At 56.6% G+C, this 15,217-nt stretch carries 14 protein-coding genes and 2 pseudogenes; 7 read left to right on the top strand and 9 right to left on the bottom strand.

Annotated features, from left to right (window positions below; translation table 11 throughout):
• The first annotated feature begins 964 nt into the window (after window positions 1-964).
• On the top strand, window positions 965-1,117 hold the full coding sequence (locus P6U27_RS31855) for a zincin-like metallopeptidase domain-containing protein (protein ID WP_407193273.1): 153 nt from the start codon (window positions 965-967) through the stop codon (window positions 1,115-1,117).
• A gap of 66 nt (window positions 1,118-1,183) precedes the next feature.
• Here the strand turns inward: P6U27_RS31855 and P6U27_RS31850 are convergent, their stop codons facing one another.
• The 5 genes and pseudogenes from P6U27_RS31850 to P6U27_RS31830 all read right to left on the bottom strand — a co-directional run.
• A complete protein-coding gene (locus tag P6U27_RS31850; protein ID WP_407193272.1) occupies window positions 1,184-1,420 on the bottom strand; it encodes a hypothetical protein in 237 nt (78 codons plus the stop codon).
• Between the two features lie 576 nt (window positions 1,421-1,996).
• The gene (locus tag P6U27_RS31845) at window positions 1,997-2,488 is read right to left on the bottom strand and encodes a hypothetical protein (RefSeq protein WP_407193271.1); all 492 of its coding nucleotides are present in this window, start codon (window positions 2,486-2,488) and stop codon (window positions 1,997-1,999) included.
• 651 nt (window positions 2,489-3,139) lie between these two features.
• Window positions 3,140-3,691 carry a MarR family transcriptional regulator gene (locus P6U27_RS31840; protein ID WP_407193270.1) on the bottom strand — a complete coding sequence of 184 codons (552 nt, stop codon included), beginning with the start codon at window positions 3,689-3,691 and terminating at the stop codon, window positions 3,140-3,142.
• Window positions 3,692-4,022: 331 nt separating this feature from the next.
• Window positions 4,023-4,442: an SET domain-containing protein gene (locus tag P6U27_RS31835; protein ID WP_407193269.1), complete on the bottom strand. Its 420-nt coding sequence runs from the start codon at window positions 4,440-4,442 to the stop codon at window positions 4,023-4,025.
• Window positions 4,443-4,538: 96 nt separating this feature from the next.
• Window positions 4,539-4,891 (bottom strand): annotated as a pseudogene (locus P6U27_RS31830) (transposase); the annotation flags it as partial.
• A gap of 429 nt (window positions 4,892-5,320) precedes the next feature.
• Between P6U27_RS31830 and P6U27_RS31825 the strand changes: the two are divergent.
• The 6 genes and pseudogenes from P6U27_RS31825 (at window position 5,321) to P6U27_RS31800 (ending at window position 11,335) form a co-directional block, all read left to right on the top strand.
• On the top strand, window positions 5,321-5,707 hold the full coding sequence (locus P6U27_RS31825) for a hypothetical protein (protein ID WP_407193268.1): 387 nt from the start codon (window positions 5,321-5,323) through the stop codon (window positions 5,705-5,707).
• Window positions 5,708-5,890: 183 nt separating this feature from the next.
• Window positions 5,891-6,832, top strand: a complete 942-nt coding sequence (locus P6U27_RS31820) for a ribokinase (protein ID WP_407193267.1) — start codon at window positions 5,891-5,893, stop codon at window positions 6,830-6,832.
• Window positions 6,829-7,599, top strand: coding sequence for an SDR family NAD(P)-dependent oxidoreductase (locus P6U27_RS31815; RefSeq protein ID WP_407193266.1), 771 nt, complete (start codon window positions 6,829-6,831; stop codon window positions 7,597-7,599). The genes P6U27_RS31820 and P6U27_RS31815 overlap by 4 nt, the downstream gene beginning before the upstream one ends.
• Window positions 7,592-8,419: an HAD-IIA family hydrolase gene (locus tag P6U27_RS31810; RefSeq protein ID WP_407193265.1), complete on the top strand. Its 828-nt coding sequence runs from the start codon at window positions 7,592-7,594 to the stop codon at window positions 8,417-8,419. The genes P6U27_RS31815 and P6U27_RS31810 overlap by 8 nt, the downstream gene beginning before the upstream one ends.
• A pseudogene (locus P6U27_RS31805) lies at window positions 8,419-9,527 on the top strand (ABC transporter ATP-binding protein). Before P6U27_RS31810 ends, P6U27_RS31805 begins: the two are co-directional and overlap by 1 nt.
• A gap of 128 nt (window positions 9,528-9,655) precedes the next feature.
• Entirely contained in the window at window positions 9,656-11,335 is a 1,680-nt protein-coding gene (locus P6U27_RS31800) for a phosphoenolpyruvate hydrolase family protein (protein WP_407193264.1), read from the top strand.
• Between the two features lie 4 nt (window positions 11,336-11,339).
• On the opposite strand, the gene P6U27_RS31795 is transcribed toward P6U27_RS31800, so the two are convergent.
• The 4 genes from P6U27_RS31795 to P6U27_RS31780 form a co-directional block, all read right to left on the bottom strand.
• A complete protein-coding gene (locus tag P6U27_RS31795) occupies window positions 11,340-11,846 on the bottom strand; it encodes a hypothetical protein (RefSeq protein ID WP_407193263.1) in 507 nt (168 codons plus the stop codon).
• Window positions 11,847-12,877: 1,031 nt separating this feature from the next.
• Entirely contained in the window at window positions 12,878-13,780 is a 903-nt protein-coding gene (locus tag P6U27_RS31790; RefSeq protein ID WP_407193262.1) for an NAD(P)-dependent oxidoreductase, read from the bottom strand.
• 1 nt (window position 13,781) lies between these two features.
• A complete protein-coding gene (locus P6U27_RS31785; RefSeq protein ID WP_407193261.1) occupies window positions 13,782-14,462 on the bottom strand; it encodes an HAD family hydrolase in 681 nt (226 codons plus the stop codon).
• Entirely contained in the window at window positions 14,459-15,121 is a 663-nt protein-coding gene (locus P6U27_RS31780; RefSeq protein ID WP_407193260.1) for a hypothetical protein, read from the bottom strand. Before P6U27_RS31780 ends, P6U27_RS31785 begins: the two co-directional genes overlap by 4 nt.
• Between the last annotated feature and the right edge of the window lie 96 nt (window positions 15,122-15,217).

Genomic DNA, 15,217 nt, shown 5'->3' with positions numbered 1-15,217 from the left:
TTGACACCCACGAGGCATTCTCTGTGAACAGCCCCCAGGGGCAAAGCCGGTGCGTTAGCCTCTCGATTCCGAGGCTCACTTCATTGGCAGTGCGGATGCGGATAGGGACAGCGCCTTTCCCATCAAGTCCCGCCGATGCAGCCGCCAAGTCGTATCGCCGCTGCTTTCCAGCTATGGCTGACCGCCAGTTTGTCGCTCAGTCGCGCGATGATGTATTCTCTGTCGCATGACTACAATTTAGGGGCGCAATGATCATCGGGCCTCGCCGTTCGTCATCAGCAGTATTCCCAGATTGAAGGCTTACTGGAATTCCATAAATGCACTCCGACAATCGACCGGTACACGGAGCTGCAACGAACATAGCAGTACAATATGCACGGCTGAGGGATGGGCAGACGCAAAGCACCGAATTCGCAATTTGACGCCACAGCGGGGCCTGGCCCCTAACGGGTGGAGAATCTACGACGGTATGGTCCGCAACCGACAATGTCTCATTGATCAGCAGCCCGAACCGTCCGGGTGATCCTGAAGCCGCGACGGCTGACAGACTGAGAGCATGTCTGAGTGATTGCGGGAATTTCCGCGGCAGATTGAGCGGGTATTGACCACACACTCTTGACCGAATGCGCAAAGGCCTGTCAGCTTGCGGTAAGCTATCATAGATACAGAGCCCTTTGGGGTTAACGGGATGTGGCAGGGACAGCGCTATTGCTCCAGATCAGTCAGCGCCGAGTCACCTTTCCGCTAGTCTCAACGGCAGTGCGGATGTGGTAGGGACTAGTGGCCTGGTTTCAGCCCCCGGGTCGATTAGCACCGAGCCGCGCCGCACTGTTCTACATCTCGCTCCGACCCGATCGCAGTAGCTATCTCGACAGGCTTCGCAGGCACTCTGGCGAAGGTCGATACACCACCTGAAAAGGTGAGGGCCGCGTACTTCCATTTTCTGCCGCGACGCGCGCAATGAGTGGCGTTGGGCACGACATACGCCCACGAGAGCCGCCTGAATCGCGAGTGCGGCCGCAAGCAAATCGGCGATGAAGGCTATGCCGTGGAAGAGTTCGTCGTAGAGCTTGGCGGGGCCTTCTGTCCGCCGGTCTCGGCCTGCGACCGGAGGTGAGGGAGGGGCACGCCTCCTATATCCCCTCTTGGATCGAGGTTTGGCGCGAGGAGCCGCCATTCGGCGTCACATCCGAGCAAGAGGCACCGAACAGGCCGGGAACTTGCCGCAGCGCGGAACGGCATTGCTTGTTAGTGCGGGGTTATTCTCTTCATCGTTTGAAAAGACCATTACTTCCCGGCCGCAAATGTCGGCGATCGACGACAAATTGGAATGTTGGCGAATGGCGACATATCGGCTGTCAGCAAACGGCGACATAGAATAATGTAGGCGATCGCCGACATTTGGGATTGCGATGCTCATCGGTACACCTGCCGACCTCGGCGCCGTCATTCGCGACAGACGCAAACGCCTCACGCTAGACCAGTCGACACTGGCCAAGCGGATTGGCGTTAGCCGTCAATGGCTGATTGACGTCGAGCACGGTCATCCCCGCGCAGAGCTGGCGCTTGTCCTCCGTCTCTCGACGTTCTCGGCATCCCGGTGGACACCAACAGTGAAGGCGCCCACCAGCCGTGGGTCTACCTCCGCAGTTGTCGACGCCATCGTCACCAAAGCCAAGCCTGGGCGGCCTCACTGCTCTGATGGGCTCCTCGGGAGCACTCGGCCGCTAGGCGCTAATTCCGAGCAGAGATACCGCCTGAGCCTTTTGCAATCGCCGCTTTCCTGCTTGTTGCGGATGCGACGCCGCCAAATATCCGTAAGGGAGACCGGGCCAGTGGTTAGATCAATGCGTTTCGCTGTCGCGGCGGTCCTCTTTTGGGGCGCTCTCGGCCGGCCCTTCTACTCTCTTTGGAAGTTGCCGTTCTAATCGCCGCACTGCCTGGTCTCAGGCAATTTCATTCTGAATTGGCACTCTTCCAATATTTCCGGGTATTTTCAGTTTTGCGTCGACCCGAAGTCGCTCGCCAGGAGTTGCTCGTGCGTCCATTGCTTCAGCGCATCGTCGTTGAGGACCGAGTTGACCAAGGCATTCCAATTCTCACCTGCCTCTCTCCATTTCGCTTTTCGGTTCGGAAGGTTACGCAGCAACCGAAATGCCCTCGTTGCGAATTTGCTTGCCTCTTTCCCTTCAGCAGCCTCGCGGATCACGTCTTTGAACAATTGTTCGGGAAAGGCCCAACCGGCAGCTGTGAAGCGGTCGGCAAACATGTATTCGAACGAGGCGCGAAACATGACCGCGGCTAGCGCATCCTCATATTCCGTGCCTGCGCTGCGCAGGTCGAACCATTGCAGCAGTCTTCGAACGGCTGCAGTAGGCGAAAACTGGCAGTCGCCGAGCGTGAGAGATACGAACATATACGCGATATCTGATTGAAGTTCGTCGTCCAGGGACATGTACCAATGTTTGATTGCTTCAACAGGAGTCATGTGACAATTGCTACGAAAACGCGAGAATATACGATGCGCCCCCGCTCAGGCGCGCTTGATCACGGAGCGCTTTGGCTCTCAACCAGCCGGTTGCCCGCAGGGGTAGTTGTCCAGGAATCCCTGCTTCTCTGCTGCAAGACATCGACGATGGTGCTGGCCGCTATTCGATGGCACGTCTTGGTTGGCTGCAAAATGATGTGTTCCTAACAGAAGAGAACTATCAAGCAAAGGTGTAGGGTGCTGTGGCAAAATGAGCACATCTCGGTCAGTTGTCCTCACATTAGACGGTGAAATCATTCTGATGATTAGTCCAAACTGCGTAACCGAGAACGACGCGATGAGCTGTCCAGGATAGCGATAGCGCTCTGGGGGCGACGCTCGCAGAATTCCGCGCCTTCAGCGTCTCACGGGGCAGGATACGCGGAAACGATTGCTAGAGTCGGCTAAATCGCTGAGTTGGAGCTTCTGTGGACGCATGGCTCCTTCAGCATGCGCACAGCCATAGCCTGGAGGACCGAATTTGGTCACACGGCTCCGCGCTAGAGCTGTTACATAGCGGCCGAGTAAATTCGAGCTCGCGGATCCAGGCGTTGAGCTGTGCTCGCTGCGATCGCGCGGCGAGTAGGTTCGTCGTCTCAAGTTGTTGACCCGCTAGGTGTCCCGCAGCTGCTGCTCTCTTGAAGGTTCTTGCATCTTTAACGCGGCGTGCAGGCGGGCTTTTTCCAGCCGTTGCCTGACCCCGCTAAGGCAACTAGCCAGCTTTGCAAAGTCCGCAATATCGAGATAACCAGAAACAAACTGATCGAGTTCTTCCTGCTGCGCCGCGATGCTCGCGAGTCGTCTGCGAGCGCTGTCCGTTAGCGACAGGTTGACGATTCGTGCATCGTTCGCGCAGCGCTTACGTCGCACGAATCGCTTATCCTCCAGCTGTTTCGAATGCTTGGTAATGAAGGCCGACTCAACCTTCATCAACTTTGCAACCACATTTACCGGAACACCGTCGCCCTGTTCCAAGTCGATCAGGGCCATCAAGATCATCATTTGTGGTGCAGCAAGGCCCAGCGCATGCGCCTGGAAATAACGAAGGTCGTCCAGACACACATTAATGGCTCTGATCTCCCACGTGAACCGCCTGAGTACATCCTGACTCGCGGCAGGGCTCTTCTCGAGCCGTCTTTTCAGTGTTGGCAGTTTGGACGGCATCAGATTTCGGGAAGCCTCCATCCTAAAACTATTCCGGGCGAGCAGAGCGCAGTTGCTGGGGCCAACATATGCACCGACTTCGAACCGCCGAATCGCGGGTCAATACGCAATCACCAACTCGCTTCCGTGCCAACCCTCTTTACAGAAACGCCCGTGACGAAGCTAGCTGCTTAGGTGCAAAGCACCTTTACACACACTCGCTCATGGGAAATCGCTCGAAACCAGCTTTCATACGCAGAATTCCGGCGCCACGAACCGCTTTTGCACGCGATCACAGCGTACAACGTGCTCACAAATCAAGGTCACCGGACCCTGCCCCAATCATTAGCGCCTACGCCGCTGCGGCACCAACGTTCGGCGATAGCTCCTTATTCCACCATAAGTCACACCCTGGATCGAAAGATAAGTAATCGCAAGTCAGTTCTTCACCATATTGTATGTCACGGGCTGTGAAAATACGGCCATGATCGTCTTGATATGTGTTTGGGTGGCTGCTGTGATTCATGAACCGAGCGTTGTCGGCATTGTACTCTATAACACCATCATCAGCCTTGTAGTCTCTCGGATACGCGTGCTTATCAAGCAGAGCTTGAAATGTTGGAGCTAGAGTTTGGTATTGTTCAGGTGTCACCGTAATGTCGACGAGGGGGTTGTGAATCCAAACTAACGTACCTTTAGTCAAAGGAGTTGCGGAGAAAAGTCCAATGCCGCCAAACTGGTCGGGCTTCAAAATAGTTTCAATAATCAGCATCGGAGTAATCTCCCAAGATAACTAACGCCCGGAAAGCTAACTGACGTGAGCTGCGAGATCTCCTGCACGAATTGGTAGGGTAGCTATCGCGCCGGGGAGCCAGGCAGATTCCGCCTGGAGCCAAGACTCAAGGTCGGTCAGCAGTGGCACGCTTCTCTCCCGGCGGATCCGCAGCCGCTCCTCAGCGCTCAGCCATAGATGTCGCGCTCGATCTCGAACAATTGGTCAATCCGACGAACCGCTCCAGCGCAACGGGCGAGATCGCCGTCGCCGATCTTCGGCCGCGAGCATTCTGGGCGATATCGGCCAGTTCGAAGAGCGCCGTCCAGCCATGTGCCCAACAGAAGGCGGGCGTGGCCGGCAACGCCTTTCGTCCCGGGTCGGAGAGCGTCGAGCTCTCGACCTTTGGCGATGCCGTCAAGGTTTTGAAGACGCTGTGCGGCATGCTCCGTGCCGATCACCTTAGGGGTAGAAGCCGGCCCGAGAAGACTGTGAGACCTGCCATCGAGAATTGGGGCCGTTTCCGTTTCGCGCACGGCACTACGAACAACACATCACATTTCGAAGCTGACTGGCTCAGGTTGGTGGACGGTCGCCTGCGTGCCGAAGCTGCAAGGCGCCCAGGTCTTTGAGCTGCCAACTGATTTGTTGAGGTCGGCTCTCGCCAGCCTTGCTTACGCGTAGAAAAAAAGTTGAGCACGCGTGCCGCGATCAGTAGATCGGTTTCTTAATTGCCGAACTGTCGAACTTACCCAACCTTACCCAATGAGATCTTGGAAAATCGCTTACGACGGAAAGACAGGAGATAGCCTTGTCATTACACGGTCTCCTGAAAAGGAGGGCTTGGTTTAAGGGCCAGAGAGCCATCGGAGGGATTTATGCCAAGGAAGCTTACCGGCTGTTGCGGCGGTCCTGCCAATATCGCCAAAACAGCTCTTATCTGCGCGACGCTTTTTGCCGGAATGGCCGTAGCGTCGATCCGAGCCAAGGCGGACGACATCAACTGGCGCCAGTTCGAAGGTGCGTCAATCGTGTGGGCGTACGACATTCACCCGTATGCTGATGCAGTCGCAGCCCAGTTGTCGGAATTTGAGAAGCTCACCGGCATCAAGGTAAGGCCTGAGCTTTATCCGGACGATGCCTATTGGGACAGGCTAACACCGATTGCTAGGTCGTACAGGGTGCATGATTTCGTGGTCAAGGACGGCAAGCGAGACACTTGCCTCGACACGCCCGAGTCGATCGCGTTCAGCGCCAGGACGTAGCCGGCGGGCATACCGACGAGCAGAGAGATGATTGCGGAGCCGAGAGCAATGACGACGCTGTTTATGATTGGCGTCACAGAAAGTCAGATCCAATCGGGACGCGGGCACGATGATTATTCCGGTCATTCTGATCGTGGTCGGTCAGCGTCACCTTGAACGTGGCCTTACCTTCGGTGCCGTAAAATGACTGACAGGCCATTGATGTTCTTCGGAACAACGAATCTCGATATCTGCTTCAATGTCGAGCGGCTTCCGATGCCGGGTGAAAGTCTGATGGGTGCTTTGACCCGCCATCCTGGAGGAAAAGGCGCCAATCAGGCCGTTGCGGCCGCGCGGCTTGGACTGAGGCCACACTTCTACACGCGCCTCGGCGATGATGATGCCGGCCAGTTGCTCCTTAACTCACTCACAGAAGCAGGCGTTCGCACTGACGCAATCAAAGTCTGTGCAGGCGAAGTCTCGGGTTCGGCCTTGGTTCTGGTTGGCGACGATGGCTCCAACCTGATCGTCATAGACCCGGGCGCCAATTCGAAGATGACGCCAGACATGGTCGAGAGCGCAACCAAGTTCATAGAGCGCGACGCAATCGTCGTGGCCGAAATGGGCATGCCGATCCCGGCGCTTAATCGGCTCTTCGAGATAAAGCGCGACAAGGGCTTTGAGCTCATTTTTAACCCGGCGCCGGTGCGGCCAGGGCTTTCGGTCGCGGCGTGGAAAAGCGTCGACTTCGTCACGCCAAACCAGACTGAAGCTTTTGAACTGACGCGAGTAGAGGTGAGCGACTTCGAGACTGCCGCCCACGCGGCCGCGAAGCTTCTTGATCTTGGGCCGAGAGCCGCGCTGATCACGCTGGGAGCACAGGGCGCCTATTACGCCGATGCGAAGATCTCATTTGCCTTGCGGGCCTTTCCCGTCAAAGTCGTCGATACCACAGCGGCGGGAGATGCTTTCAATGGAGCATTCGCCGCCTCGATGGCTCAACGGCTGCCTCTGAGGGAAGCTGTAAGGAAGGCGCTGGCCGTGGCCGCCTTGTGTGTAACACGGCGGGGGGCTCAAAGCTCCATGCCGACCGCCCAGGCGGTTGACGAGCTTCTAAAATCTCAAACGATCGTGGAGTTGGAATGATCGAACAGTTCTCAGTGTCAAGCAGAACCGTGCTCGTGACCGGCGCCGGAGGGGGCATCGGTTCTGCCATTGCCAATGCGTTTCGCCAGGGAGGGGCGAACGTCGTAGCTAGCGATGCCAGTCTGGAACACCTCAGGGACACTCTGGTGAGATTGCCCTATGGCAACGGCATATTGCCGATGGCCATGGATGTCGCGCGCGAAGAAGACGTTGTCCAAGTGCTCGATGAGATTGGCAAGCGCTTTGGCCGGCTCGACGTGCTGGTGAACAATGCAGGTATCAAATCAGCCCAGCCGCTCCTGAACGGCAGCGCAGAAAAAATTGAACGCACGATCCAGATCAATTCGGTCGGTGTCCTTCGTTGTTCAAAATTGACCATTGAGCGCTTCATGAGGACAAAAGGGGGGCGCATCGTCAATGTAGGTTCCTCCTTGTCATCGAGGGGAGCCGTCTTCAACTACCAGGCGGGCGGAGCCGATTATTGTTTGTCGAAGGCGATCGTTCACGATGTCACGAAGCTGCTTGCTTATGAATGCGCTCCCCTCAGCATCAATGTGAATGCGATTGCGCCCGGCATTATTGATACGCCGATGCACGGCCGCCCGCGAGAGGAGACCGAAGCGCGGCACAGCGGCCGGATCCCCTTGGGACGGGTGGGAGTACCCGAAGATATCGCGGGCCTGGCCGTCTTCCTCGCAAGCCCCGCAGCGTCCTACATGACTGGGCAAATCGTTCACGTGAACGGCGGGATGCTCATGAATGGCTGACCGAAATTCTCGCCTCAAATGGCCGCAGATTGATGGGATCATTTCGGACCTGGATGGTGTGCTCTATCGCGGGAATGCTTCAATTCCGGATGCCATCCGCGCATTTGGAGAGTGGAAGGCGGGCGGACTGCCGTTCTGCTTCGTCACAAACAATTCGACGCATACGCCCGATGACGTTGTCCGCAAGTTGGATGCCTTTGGACTCGCCATCGCGCCGAAGGACGTTGTCACGAGCGCTATTACAGCCGCCGAGTTCATCCGCGCGAAGCACCCGGATGCGAGCCGCGTCTATGTCATCGGCGCGCCATCTCTCGTGAAGGCTATCGCGGAGGTCGGTCTCGAGACGACCGACCAAAAGCCGGAGGTCGTCGTGATGGGCCTAGATCGCCAGATCTCACACGACAAGATGCGGATTGCGGTGGAGGCGATCTCGCACGGAGCAGCATTTGTGGGAACTAACCCCGATCTCCTGTTGCCTACCGCGGGCGGATTCGAGCCGGGCGCAGGAGCAAGCATCGCTGCCGTAGCTGCAGCCACTAAAGTCGAACCCTTGATCATTGGCAAGCCCGAGCCGCACATGATCGAGACGGCGCTTTCCCGCTTGGGGACGGCGCGGAGTGCGACGCTGATGATCGGCGACCAGGTTCCGACGGATATTCAAGCCGGCAAGCGAGCTGGTCTTTTGACCGTGCTGGTCACGACTGGTGTGCCCCTCCGAGAGGATCCATCACTGGCTCCGCCAGATTTCATTGTGTCCAGCCTCTGCGAGATTGAGGTGGCACCAGCGCAAGCTGGATGCGCGCGACAGAGGAGAGCGTGATGGCCGATGTTCGTTTGGAAGGCGTCAGCAAATCCTATGGGACTATCCAGATCCTGCGCAACATCAACGTGGCGGTCGACCACGGTGAATTTGTCGTGTTTGTCGGGCCATCCGGGTCGCGTAAGTCGACACTGCTGCGCATGATCGCTGGGCTGGAGCGCATCAACGCTGGTCATCTGCTAATTGACCATAAAGTCGTCAACACCTTGATGCGGCTGACCGCAATCTCGGTATGGTGTTTCAGAGCTATGCGCTCTATCCGCACATGACAGTGCGGGAGAACCTGGCCTTTCCATTGCGGATGGCCAAACTGGCGCCGCTCGAGATCGACACCAGAGTCTCTGCCACTGCATCGCTGTTGCAAATCGATAGCCTCTTACATCGTAAGCCGAGACAACTGTCAGGCGGAGAGCGGCAGCGGGTGGGGATAGGACGCGCGATCGTCCGCGAGCCTAAGGTGTTCCTATTCGACGAGCCCCTGTCGAACCTTGACACGGAGTTGCGGGCGCAGATGCGGGTTCAGATTGCCAAATTGCATAAGCAACTGGGAAACACCATGATCTATGCGACGCACGACCAAATTGAGGCCATGACGATGGCCACCAAGATCGTGTTGCTCAAGGACGGTCATATTGAGCAAGTTGGAACCTCTCATGATCTCTATCACAATCCTTCGTCTCGGTTCGTGGCTGGATTCATTGGTTCACCAAAGATGAATTTTCTGAACGGCCAAATCGAGGCGGCGCACGAGGGAGGCATGGACGTAAAGCTCGATGCAGGCAGGACGGTGTCTGTCCCCGTCCAACCGGATCAGCTGCTTGTTGGAAAGCCGATAACGCTTGGAATTCGACCGGATGACCTCTCTCCGCCTGCGGCAGAGACGGCCGCCATCCGCTTTGAGCTTGACCTCGATTTCGTCGAGCATCTTGGCAACGTCACCTACCTTTACGGGAACGCCGGCACGAATCCTATGGCGGCAAGGGCGCCCAAACCCGTGCCTAGTGGAGCTTGCAAGGTTCGCCTTGCGGCCTCGCCTATGGACTGCCACCTCTTCATGTCGAACGGAAAAGCACTCAAACGGTTGCGCGCGCCGGCAAATTGGAGCTAATTTCAGACCTGCCGTGGAGAAAGCGGGGCGATGTGCACACGCGGACGGACCAGGTAAAGGGTGGTGGGATCAGGCAGTTCTTCCGGAATTCCCGCTCATTTGTGCTTGGAGCGGGAATCGGGTCGGGCATGACTGCCAGAGCCGCCGAACGCGCAGGCGCAGACTTCGTGCTAGCGCTCAATGCTGGCCGTTTTCGCGCCATGGGCGGGTCCTCGCCCGCCTCAATTCTTCCGATACGCAACACGAATGAGTTCGTAGCCGGTTTCGGCCGAACCGAAATTCTGCCGAACACGAAATTGCCGGTGTTTTTTGGCGCTTGTACTTTCGATCCGCAGCTCGATATCGACCGCTTTCTCGATCGCATCATCAGGTGGGGCTTTTCCGGCGTCACCAATTTCCCCTCCATCATCCACATCGATGACTTCAGAAGGGCACTTCTTGAGAAGTGTGGGCTCGGTTACGAGCGGGAAATCGAGCTCCTGGTGAAGGCGGCAAGACGTGGCTTGATGACGATCGGATATACCCGCACCCAGTCCGACGCACGGCGTATGGTTGAAGCGGGAGCTGAGGCGATTTGCATCAACTTCAATCTGAACCGGGAGTGCGAAAGCGGGACCGACTCATCCATCAGCCCATCGGAGCTGGCGGCGCGGACGAGCGCTGTCGTGCGCGTGGCTCAATCTGTCGACAAGAGCGCAATCTGCTTGCTTGGTGGCGGACCGATTACGAAGCCGGACGAATTGCTCGACATATGTCGCGAAACAGGTGTTAAGGGGTTCATTGGCGGCTCTTCGCTCGATCGCGTCCCACTGGAGATGTCGGTCCTTGAGGTCACCTCCGGGTTCAAGGCCATCCACTTGCTACGTGAGAAAGTTGATCTGCTCGAGCGCCAGCTCCAGTTGAGCGGCTTCAGGCACGGGATCGTTGCGCAGTCCTCAACCATGAAGCGCGTGCTCGAGACCGCCAGGCGCTTGGCTGGTAACACCAATCCTGTGCTGGTGTGGGGCGAAGCGGGATCAGGGAAGCGGCGCATAGCCAGCCTAATTCATGCCTTCAGCGAGCGAAAACACACGAAGCCGGCGCTGTTTCAATGCCGGCCCGGTCCAGCAATCGATACGGTCGGTGCGCTGTTTGGCACTGAGGGCGATGCGAATAGGAGACGACAACTGTCGCTCCTGGAAGCCGCGAGTAATTCTGCGGTCTTGCTAATGCATGTCGAGCAATTGACGCGGGATGGGCAAGAGCGTCTGGCCGACTATCTCGAGACAGGTAGTTTTACGCCCCTGTACGGCGTATCGGTTCGAAGATCGAACGCCCGGATTATCGCAACTGCAACTGTAGCTCGCGGAGCCGGCTTGGAGAGTGTTCTATCTCCGCGCCTTCTTGCACTATTGGTTGGGCTGGATATAGAGCTCCCCGCTTTGCCAAACCGATTGGATGACCTGCCACAGCTCATTCAGCATTTTACGGTCGAGGCCAAGGGGGATGCTAACGCGCAGACCCTTACGATAGAAAAGTCTGCGTTCTTGGAGCTAGCAGGGCATCATTGGCCTGGAAATTTGAGAGAGTTGCGCCAAATCGTCAACCAACTTGTGGCTCTGAAAAACCCGCATATCGTTGGCGAGGTCCTCAAGCCGTTGATGAACGCGGCGGTAGCCACCAAGCCCACGCCTGCATTCTCCGAGCGGGAATGGATCATCGAAGGGTTGAAACGAAACAGGCTCCATCGTGGGAAGACTGCCCGTGCGCTAGGCCTTTCGAGGAAAACTCTCTACAACAAAATCAAAAGGCTGCGGATCCTTGAATAGTTCTTCACTCTTTGCGTCCAGATCGCTTCGAAGCGGACGCACCCGAAAGCGAGAATGCCGGGATTGATGATTCCCGCAGGCCAATGTTCTCCAAGGTCATCTCATCGCAAACCTTGAGCGAAAGAGACTCTTCCGGCAGATAGACAATACCCTCCAATTGCGAGCCAAGGCGTGTCTCTGCCGCTGTGGTCTCAGAACGCCTAGCCGTAGCAAATAACATCCTGAATCCTAGGCTTGCGAACCATTCCATGCGCCGTAGTTCGACTTCTTGCCCGTTATTGATCGGTAAGCCAGCTGTAGGCTGCTCAATGATAGATGCGGGTGGGAAGTTTATGATGCCGGCGATACTAAGGTCTTTTAATAGGTCGGCTATATCCTCCCAGCACGCAAAGGGATCGATCATGACCATTGCGGCATATACGTGACCGAACTGCGCTTTGGCGAGGGTACGTAAATCTCGCAAGAGACAATCGTTCCAGTCGATGACAGGTAAGGTCGCCATCACGAGCATCGAATTTTCCGGAAGACTCCGCAAGGATGGTGCGTAGACTTCCAGGGACGTGCCTCTAACCGCAGGCGAAAGACGCGTCGTTATTCTGCAAATGGCGCTGCCTTTCACCGATTCTGCCCAACTTTACCGATCAAACTGTCGCCAATCTTATATCGACTTTCGGTCTCGTCCAGACTGTCAGCAGCAGAATGTATCCGGAAGAGAACTATACCTCGGCAATTCACGGACGGCCCGTATGGCAACTGAGATTGCGCAGCAGGCGACGCCCATGTTGTGAATCCGAGTACCGGCTGCCATCTGACCTCGGCTCTCGCACGGCGCCGTCAATAGTTGCCGGTTTGGCGCAAAGGAAGTCGCAGCAAAAAGGACCGCGTCAGCTGGGCCACCGTAACAGAAAGTTCGAAAGCGGGGCCGCGGTGCGGCCTGCCGCCGTCAGATCGTACACAGATGTGGCTAACACAAGGTATCGAGCAACTGATCGTGAGGATGTAGGTCGTTCTCGCCGTAGAGGGTGGCGATCTCGTCGTCCATACCGTCCCGTCGACCCCAGCCAGCGAGCTGATTCATCGCGGTCTCCATGTTTTTCTGGTTTAGTCCAGCCGGGCCCCGAAAAAGGACGCCCGTTCGCGCCGGCCCTGTGTTCTCCCACCGCATCGCCGCCTGAGATGCCAGCACGTGACTAGGGTTCTAGGACTTCAAATAACTCTTGAAAAGCAGGCGTTCGGAGCGCGAAGCAATCGAGACCTTAGCGCAGGACCGCAGCTCTGGTGGATGGCAGTTCGAGATCAGCCCTTCGCCGCCCGAGTCGGACGGCTCGCGCGCTTGGGGTGGGGCGCCGCCTGCGCTCAGGCGGCGACCACGCCTGTCCGATCGCTACACCTGCGTGGCGCCGCCGGATTTCTCGCCCTGCTTTCCAGCTTACCGTCCAAGCCCAATATATTGTAGTCACCGCTCACGCCTCGGAGTTGCGCTCCAGCGGACCCGACCGAATCGCCGGAAGTGGTGACCGTCACGCCCTTCACCTAAGAGCGTCAAGATCGAGCCAAATGTGGCAGTGTCAGTTCACCCTTGCCAGCTAAAACCGAGAGATCCAATTTTTGCGCGGCGGCGACTAGGACTGGTACGGAAACGGCACTCTCGTGCGCTAAGCGCACAGCACACTCAATATCTTTTGCAGCATTTGAAATTGAAATCGCCAGTACATCTGGTTTCTCACCCAACAGAAATGCTGCGAAAGCTTGGAATATTCCGCTGTTGGTCGAGCCGCGTCCGACGAGCGAGCGGAGTGTTACAAGATCCATCTCAAGGCTATTGGCAAATTGACAGACCTCCGCCGCGACCGCAGCGATGCCCATAGTCATGCTGTTGTAAACAAGCTTAAGCTTGTGGCCATGTCCAACATCGCCAACATGCACAACGGTCTCGCAAAACGCGGCAAGAATGCCCTCTATGATAGGAAAGTGTCGCGGGTCCGACCCAACCATCGCGTTCAGAAGGCCCAGCTCTGCATGTTCGGGGCTCCGTGTCACTGGAGCATCAATCAAGCTTAGACCTCGTTGTCGAGCATTGTCAGCCAATGCAATTGTCGAAGCAGGGTAAGACGTCGTGCAATCAATTATCAGACCCCCTCGGGACATGTGATCAAAAAGTCCGTCGTCCTCTTGGCACACGGCCTCAACTTCACGGCTGGATGGTAAGGATAGAATGACGACATCGACATGCTTCGCTAAGCCTGCGATCGACGTATGTTCGCGGGCCCCTGCAGCAGTTAGGCGATTAGCGCCGCGCCGGCTCTTGTTGGCCTTGATATGGAGCTCGCTTTGATGACGCAACAGGCTGATCCCTATGCCCGTCCCCATCCGCCCAGTTCCGATTAGGCCTACGCTCCGCTTTGTCGTTTCAGAGTCAGTCCTGTCTGATGACTTCTTGCCCATTTCAGCCTTCCAAAAAGAAGCCATGCTTCCGTAGGATTGGCAACAGCTCATCATGACTGTTGACCGTGTAATCTGGATGCGCGGCGTGCAAGCGCGCATCCGAAACAAATCCTCCAGTAATGGATATGCTTGTCAGTCCAAGGCTGCGTGCGATCTCGACCTCAATGGGCATATCTCCGATGATGAAAGTCGATGACGGTTTCACGTTGTGCTTCCGCATATAAAGGCGAAGCCTCTCTCCTTTGCTCATCGATTTGTATTGGGTGGCTCGACTCTCAAATGCGAGCACATCGTTGATGCAATCTTGGATTCCAAGCCGTTTCAGCTGGGTCCGTAGAGGCGCAACTATGTGGTTACTCACGATGATGGCTCGTGCCGATTCCCCGCGCGCAAATTCCAACAGCTTGCGCGCGCCCTCGCGCAGATCGGCTTTATCCGCGAGAGCCTCGTATGTATCGTGAAAGAGTGCGCTCCCGTCACGATCCACCGCCTCAACCTCCTCCTGAGACATTCCAAGTCGGCGATAGAGAAGAGAAAGAGGAACATCGCAATGCTCTCGAAGCGCTTCTATGCCAATCCTGGGGTGACCAAAGCGCTCTAAAATTACATTGCTGGTCTCGAGCAGCGCGTACGTATCGTCGAGCAGTGTTCCATTCCAGTCAAATACGAGAACAGGTTTCATGATCCAAACTCAAGCGGCAGGGGTATAGGAATGGCAGCCAGCAACGCCTTCAAATTTCTGTGTGCACGCTGCCGCCCGGCAGCTGTCGGCATCTCCAATGTGAAGGCTGACAGGTCGATGTGCTCTTGTCTGTGGGCCAGCAGGGAAACTAACGCTCTGAAGGGCAGATAAGTTATCGTGGCGGCTTTAGTCGCTGCTGCAATCTCGCTTTCAATTGCTCTAAGTGCTCGCGGCTCCATTTGGTGGAAGCGAAGGCATTTGGCGCGGAGTGTGGGGCGCAATCGCTTCAGTGCCTGCCAAAATGCGAGCTCATCTAGCGTTTCAATACCGATGCCATAGTAATTTGGAGCAACTATAGGCGGCGAACCAATCGCCCAATGTGCGGCTTTCGCTCCAGCGTCGTGGAGCATCGCCGTGACGGCTTGACTGGTATCGCCTCGAATGAGCGCCTCGTCTACGATTACGATGGTCCGTCCCGCCACGCCAGGTTGCGACACTCGATACTTTTTAGCTATGCGAGATCGTCGATCGCCGGCTGTATCAATAAGCGTTCGCTCAAGGAACTGCGTTGTCAGTACGTCACAGCGCTCGGCGAGCATCCCCTGTTTTGCAAGAGAGGCAAACAGGCCGTCCGCATACGGCGCACCTGTATTTGGCATGGATGACACGATTATGGGTGTAGTGCTTTGCTCTGCCCGGAGGCGCCGAGCAACGATTGATCCCAAGGCGAATCCGATCTTGTAACGGGTTTCAAG

It is taken from the genome of Bradyrhizobium sp. STM 3566 (assembly GCF_045571445.1).
Taxonomy (GTDB): Bacteria; Pseudomonadota; Alphaproteobacteria; order Rhizobiales; family Xanthobacteraceae; genus Bradyrhizobium; species Bradyrhizobium vignae.
This window is presented reverse-complemented; position numbering and strand designations above follow the sequence as displayed.

Coding starts and splice junctions, on each gene's coding strand:
- P6U27_RS31850 (WP_407193272.1), bottom strand. CDS start 1,420: ATGAGCATCGCAATCCCAAATGTCGGCGATCGCCTACATTATTCTATG.
- P6U27_RS31845 (WP_407193271.1), bottom strand. CDS start 2,488: ATGACTCCTGTTGAAGCAATCAAACATTGGTACATGTCCCTGGACGAC.
- P6U27_RS31840 (WP_407193270.1), bottom strand. CDS start 3,691: ATGCCGTCCAAACTGCCAACACTGAAAAGACGGCTCGAGAAGAGCCCT.
- P6U27_RS31835 (WP_407193269.1), bottom strand. CDS start 4,442: ATGCTGATTATTGAAACTATTTTGAAGCCCGACCAGTTTGGCGGCATT.
- P6U27_RS31825 (WP_407193268.1), top strand. CDS start 5,321: ATGCCAAGGAAGCTTACCGGCTGTTGCGGCGGTCCTGCCAATATCGCC.
- P6U27_RS31820 (WP_407193267.1), top strand. CDS start 5,891: ATGACTGACAGGCCATTGATGTTCTTCGGAACAACGAATCTCGATATC.
- P6U27_RS31815 (WP_407193266.1), top strand. CDS start 6,829: ATGATCGAACAGTTCTCAGTGTCAAGCAGAACCGTGCTCGTGACCGGC.
- P6U27_RS31810 (WP_407193265.1), top strand. CDS start 7,592: ATGGCTGACCGAAATTCTCGCCTCAAATGGCCGCAGATTGATGGGATC.
- P6U27_RS31800 (WP_407193264.1), top strand. CDS start 9,656: ATGACTGCCAGAGCCGCCGAACGCGCAGGCGCAGACTTCGTGCTAGCG.
- P6U27_RS31795 (WP_407193263.1), bottom strand. CDS start 11,846: ATGCTCGTGATGGCGACCTTACCTGTCATCGACTGGAACGATTGTCTC.
- P6U27_RS31790 (WP_407193262.1), bottom strand. CDS start 13,780: ATGGGCAAGAAGTCATCAGACAGGACTGACTCTGAAACGACAAAGCGG.
- P6U27_RS31785 (WP_407193261.1), bottom strand. CDS start 14,462: ATGAAACCTGTTCTCGTATTTGACTGGAATGGAACACTGCTCGACGAT.
- P6U27_RS31780 (WP_407193260.1), bottom strand. CDS start 15,121: ATGCCAAATACAGGTGCGCCGTATGCGGACGGCCTGTTTGCCTCTCTT.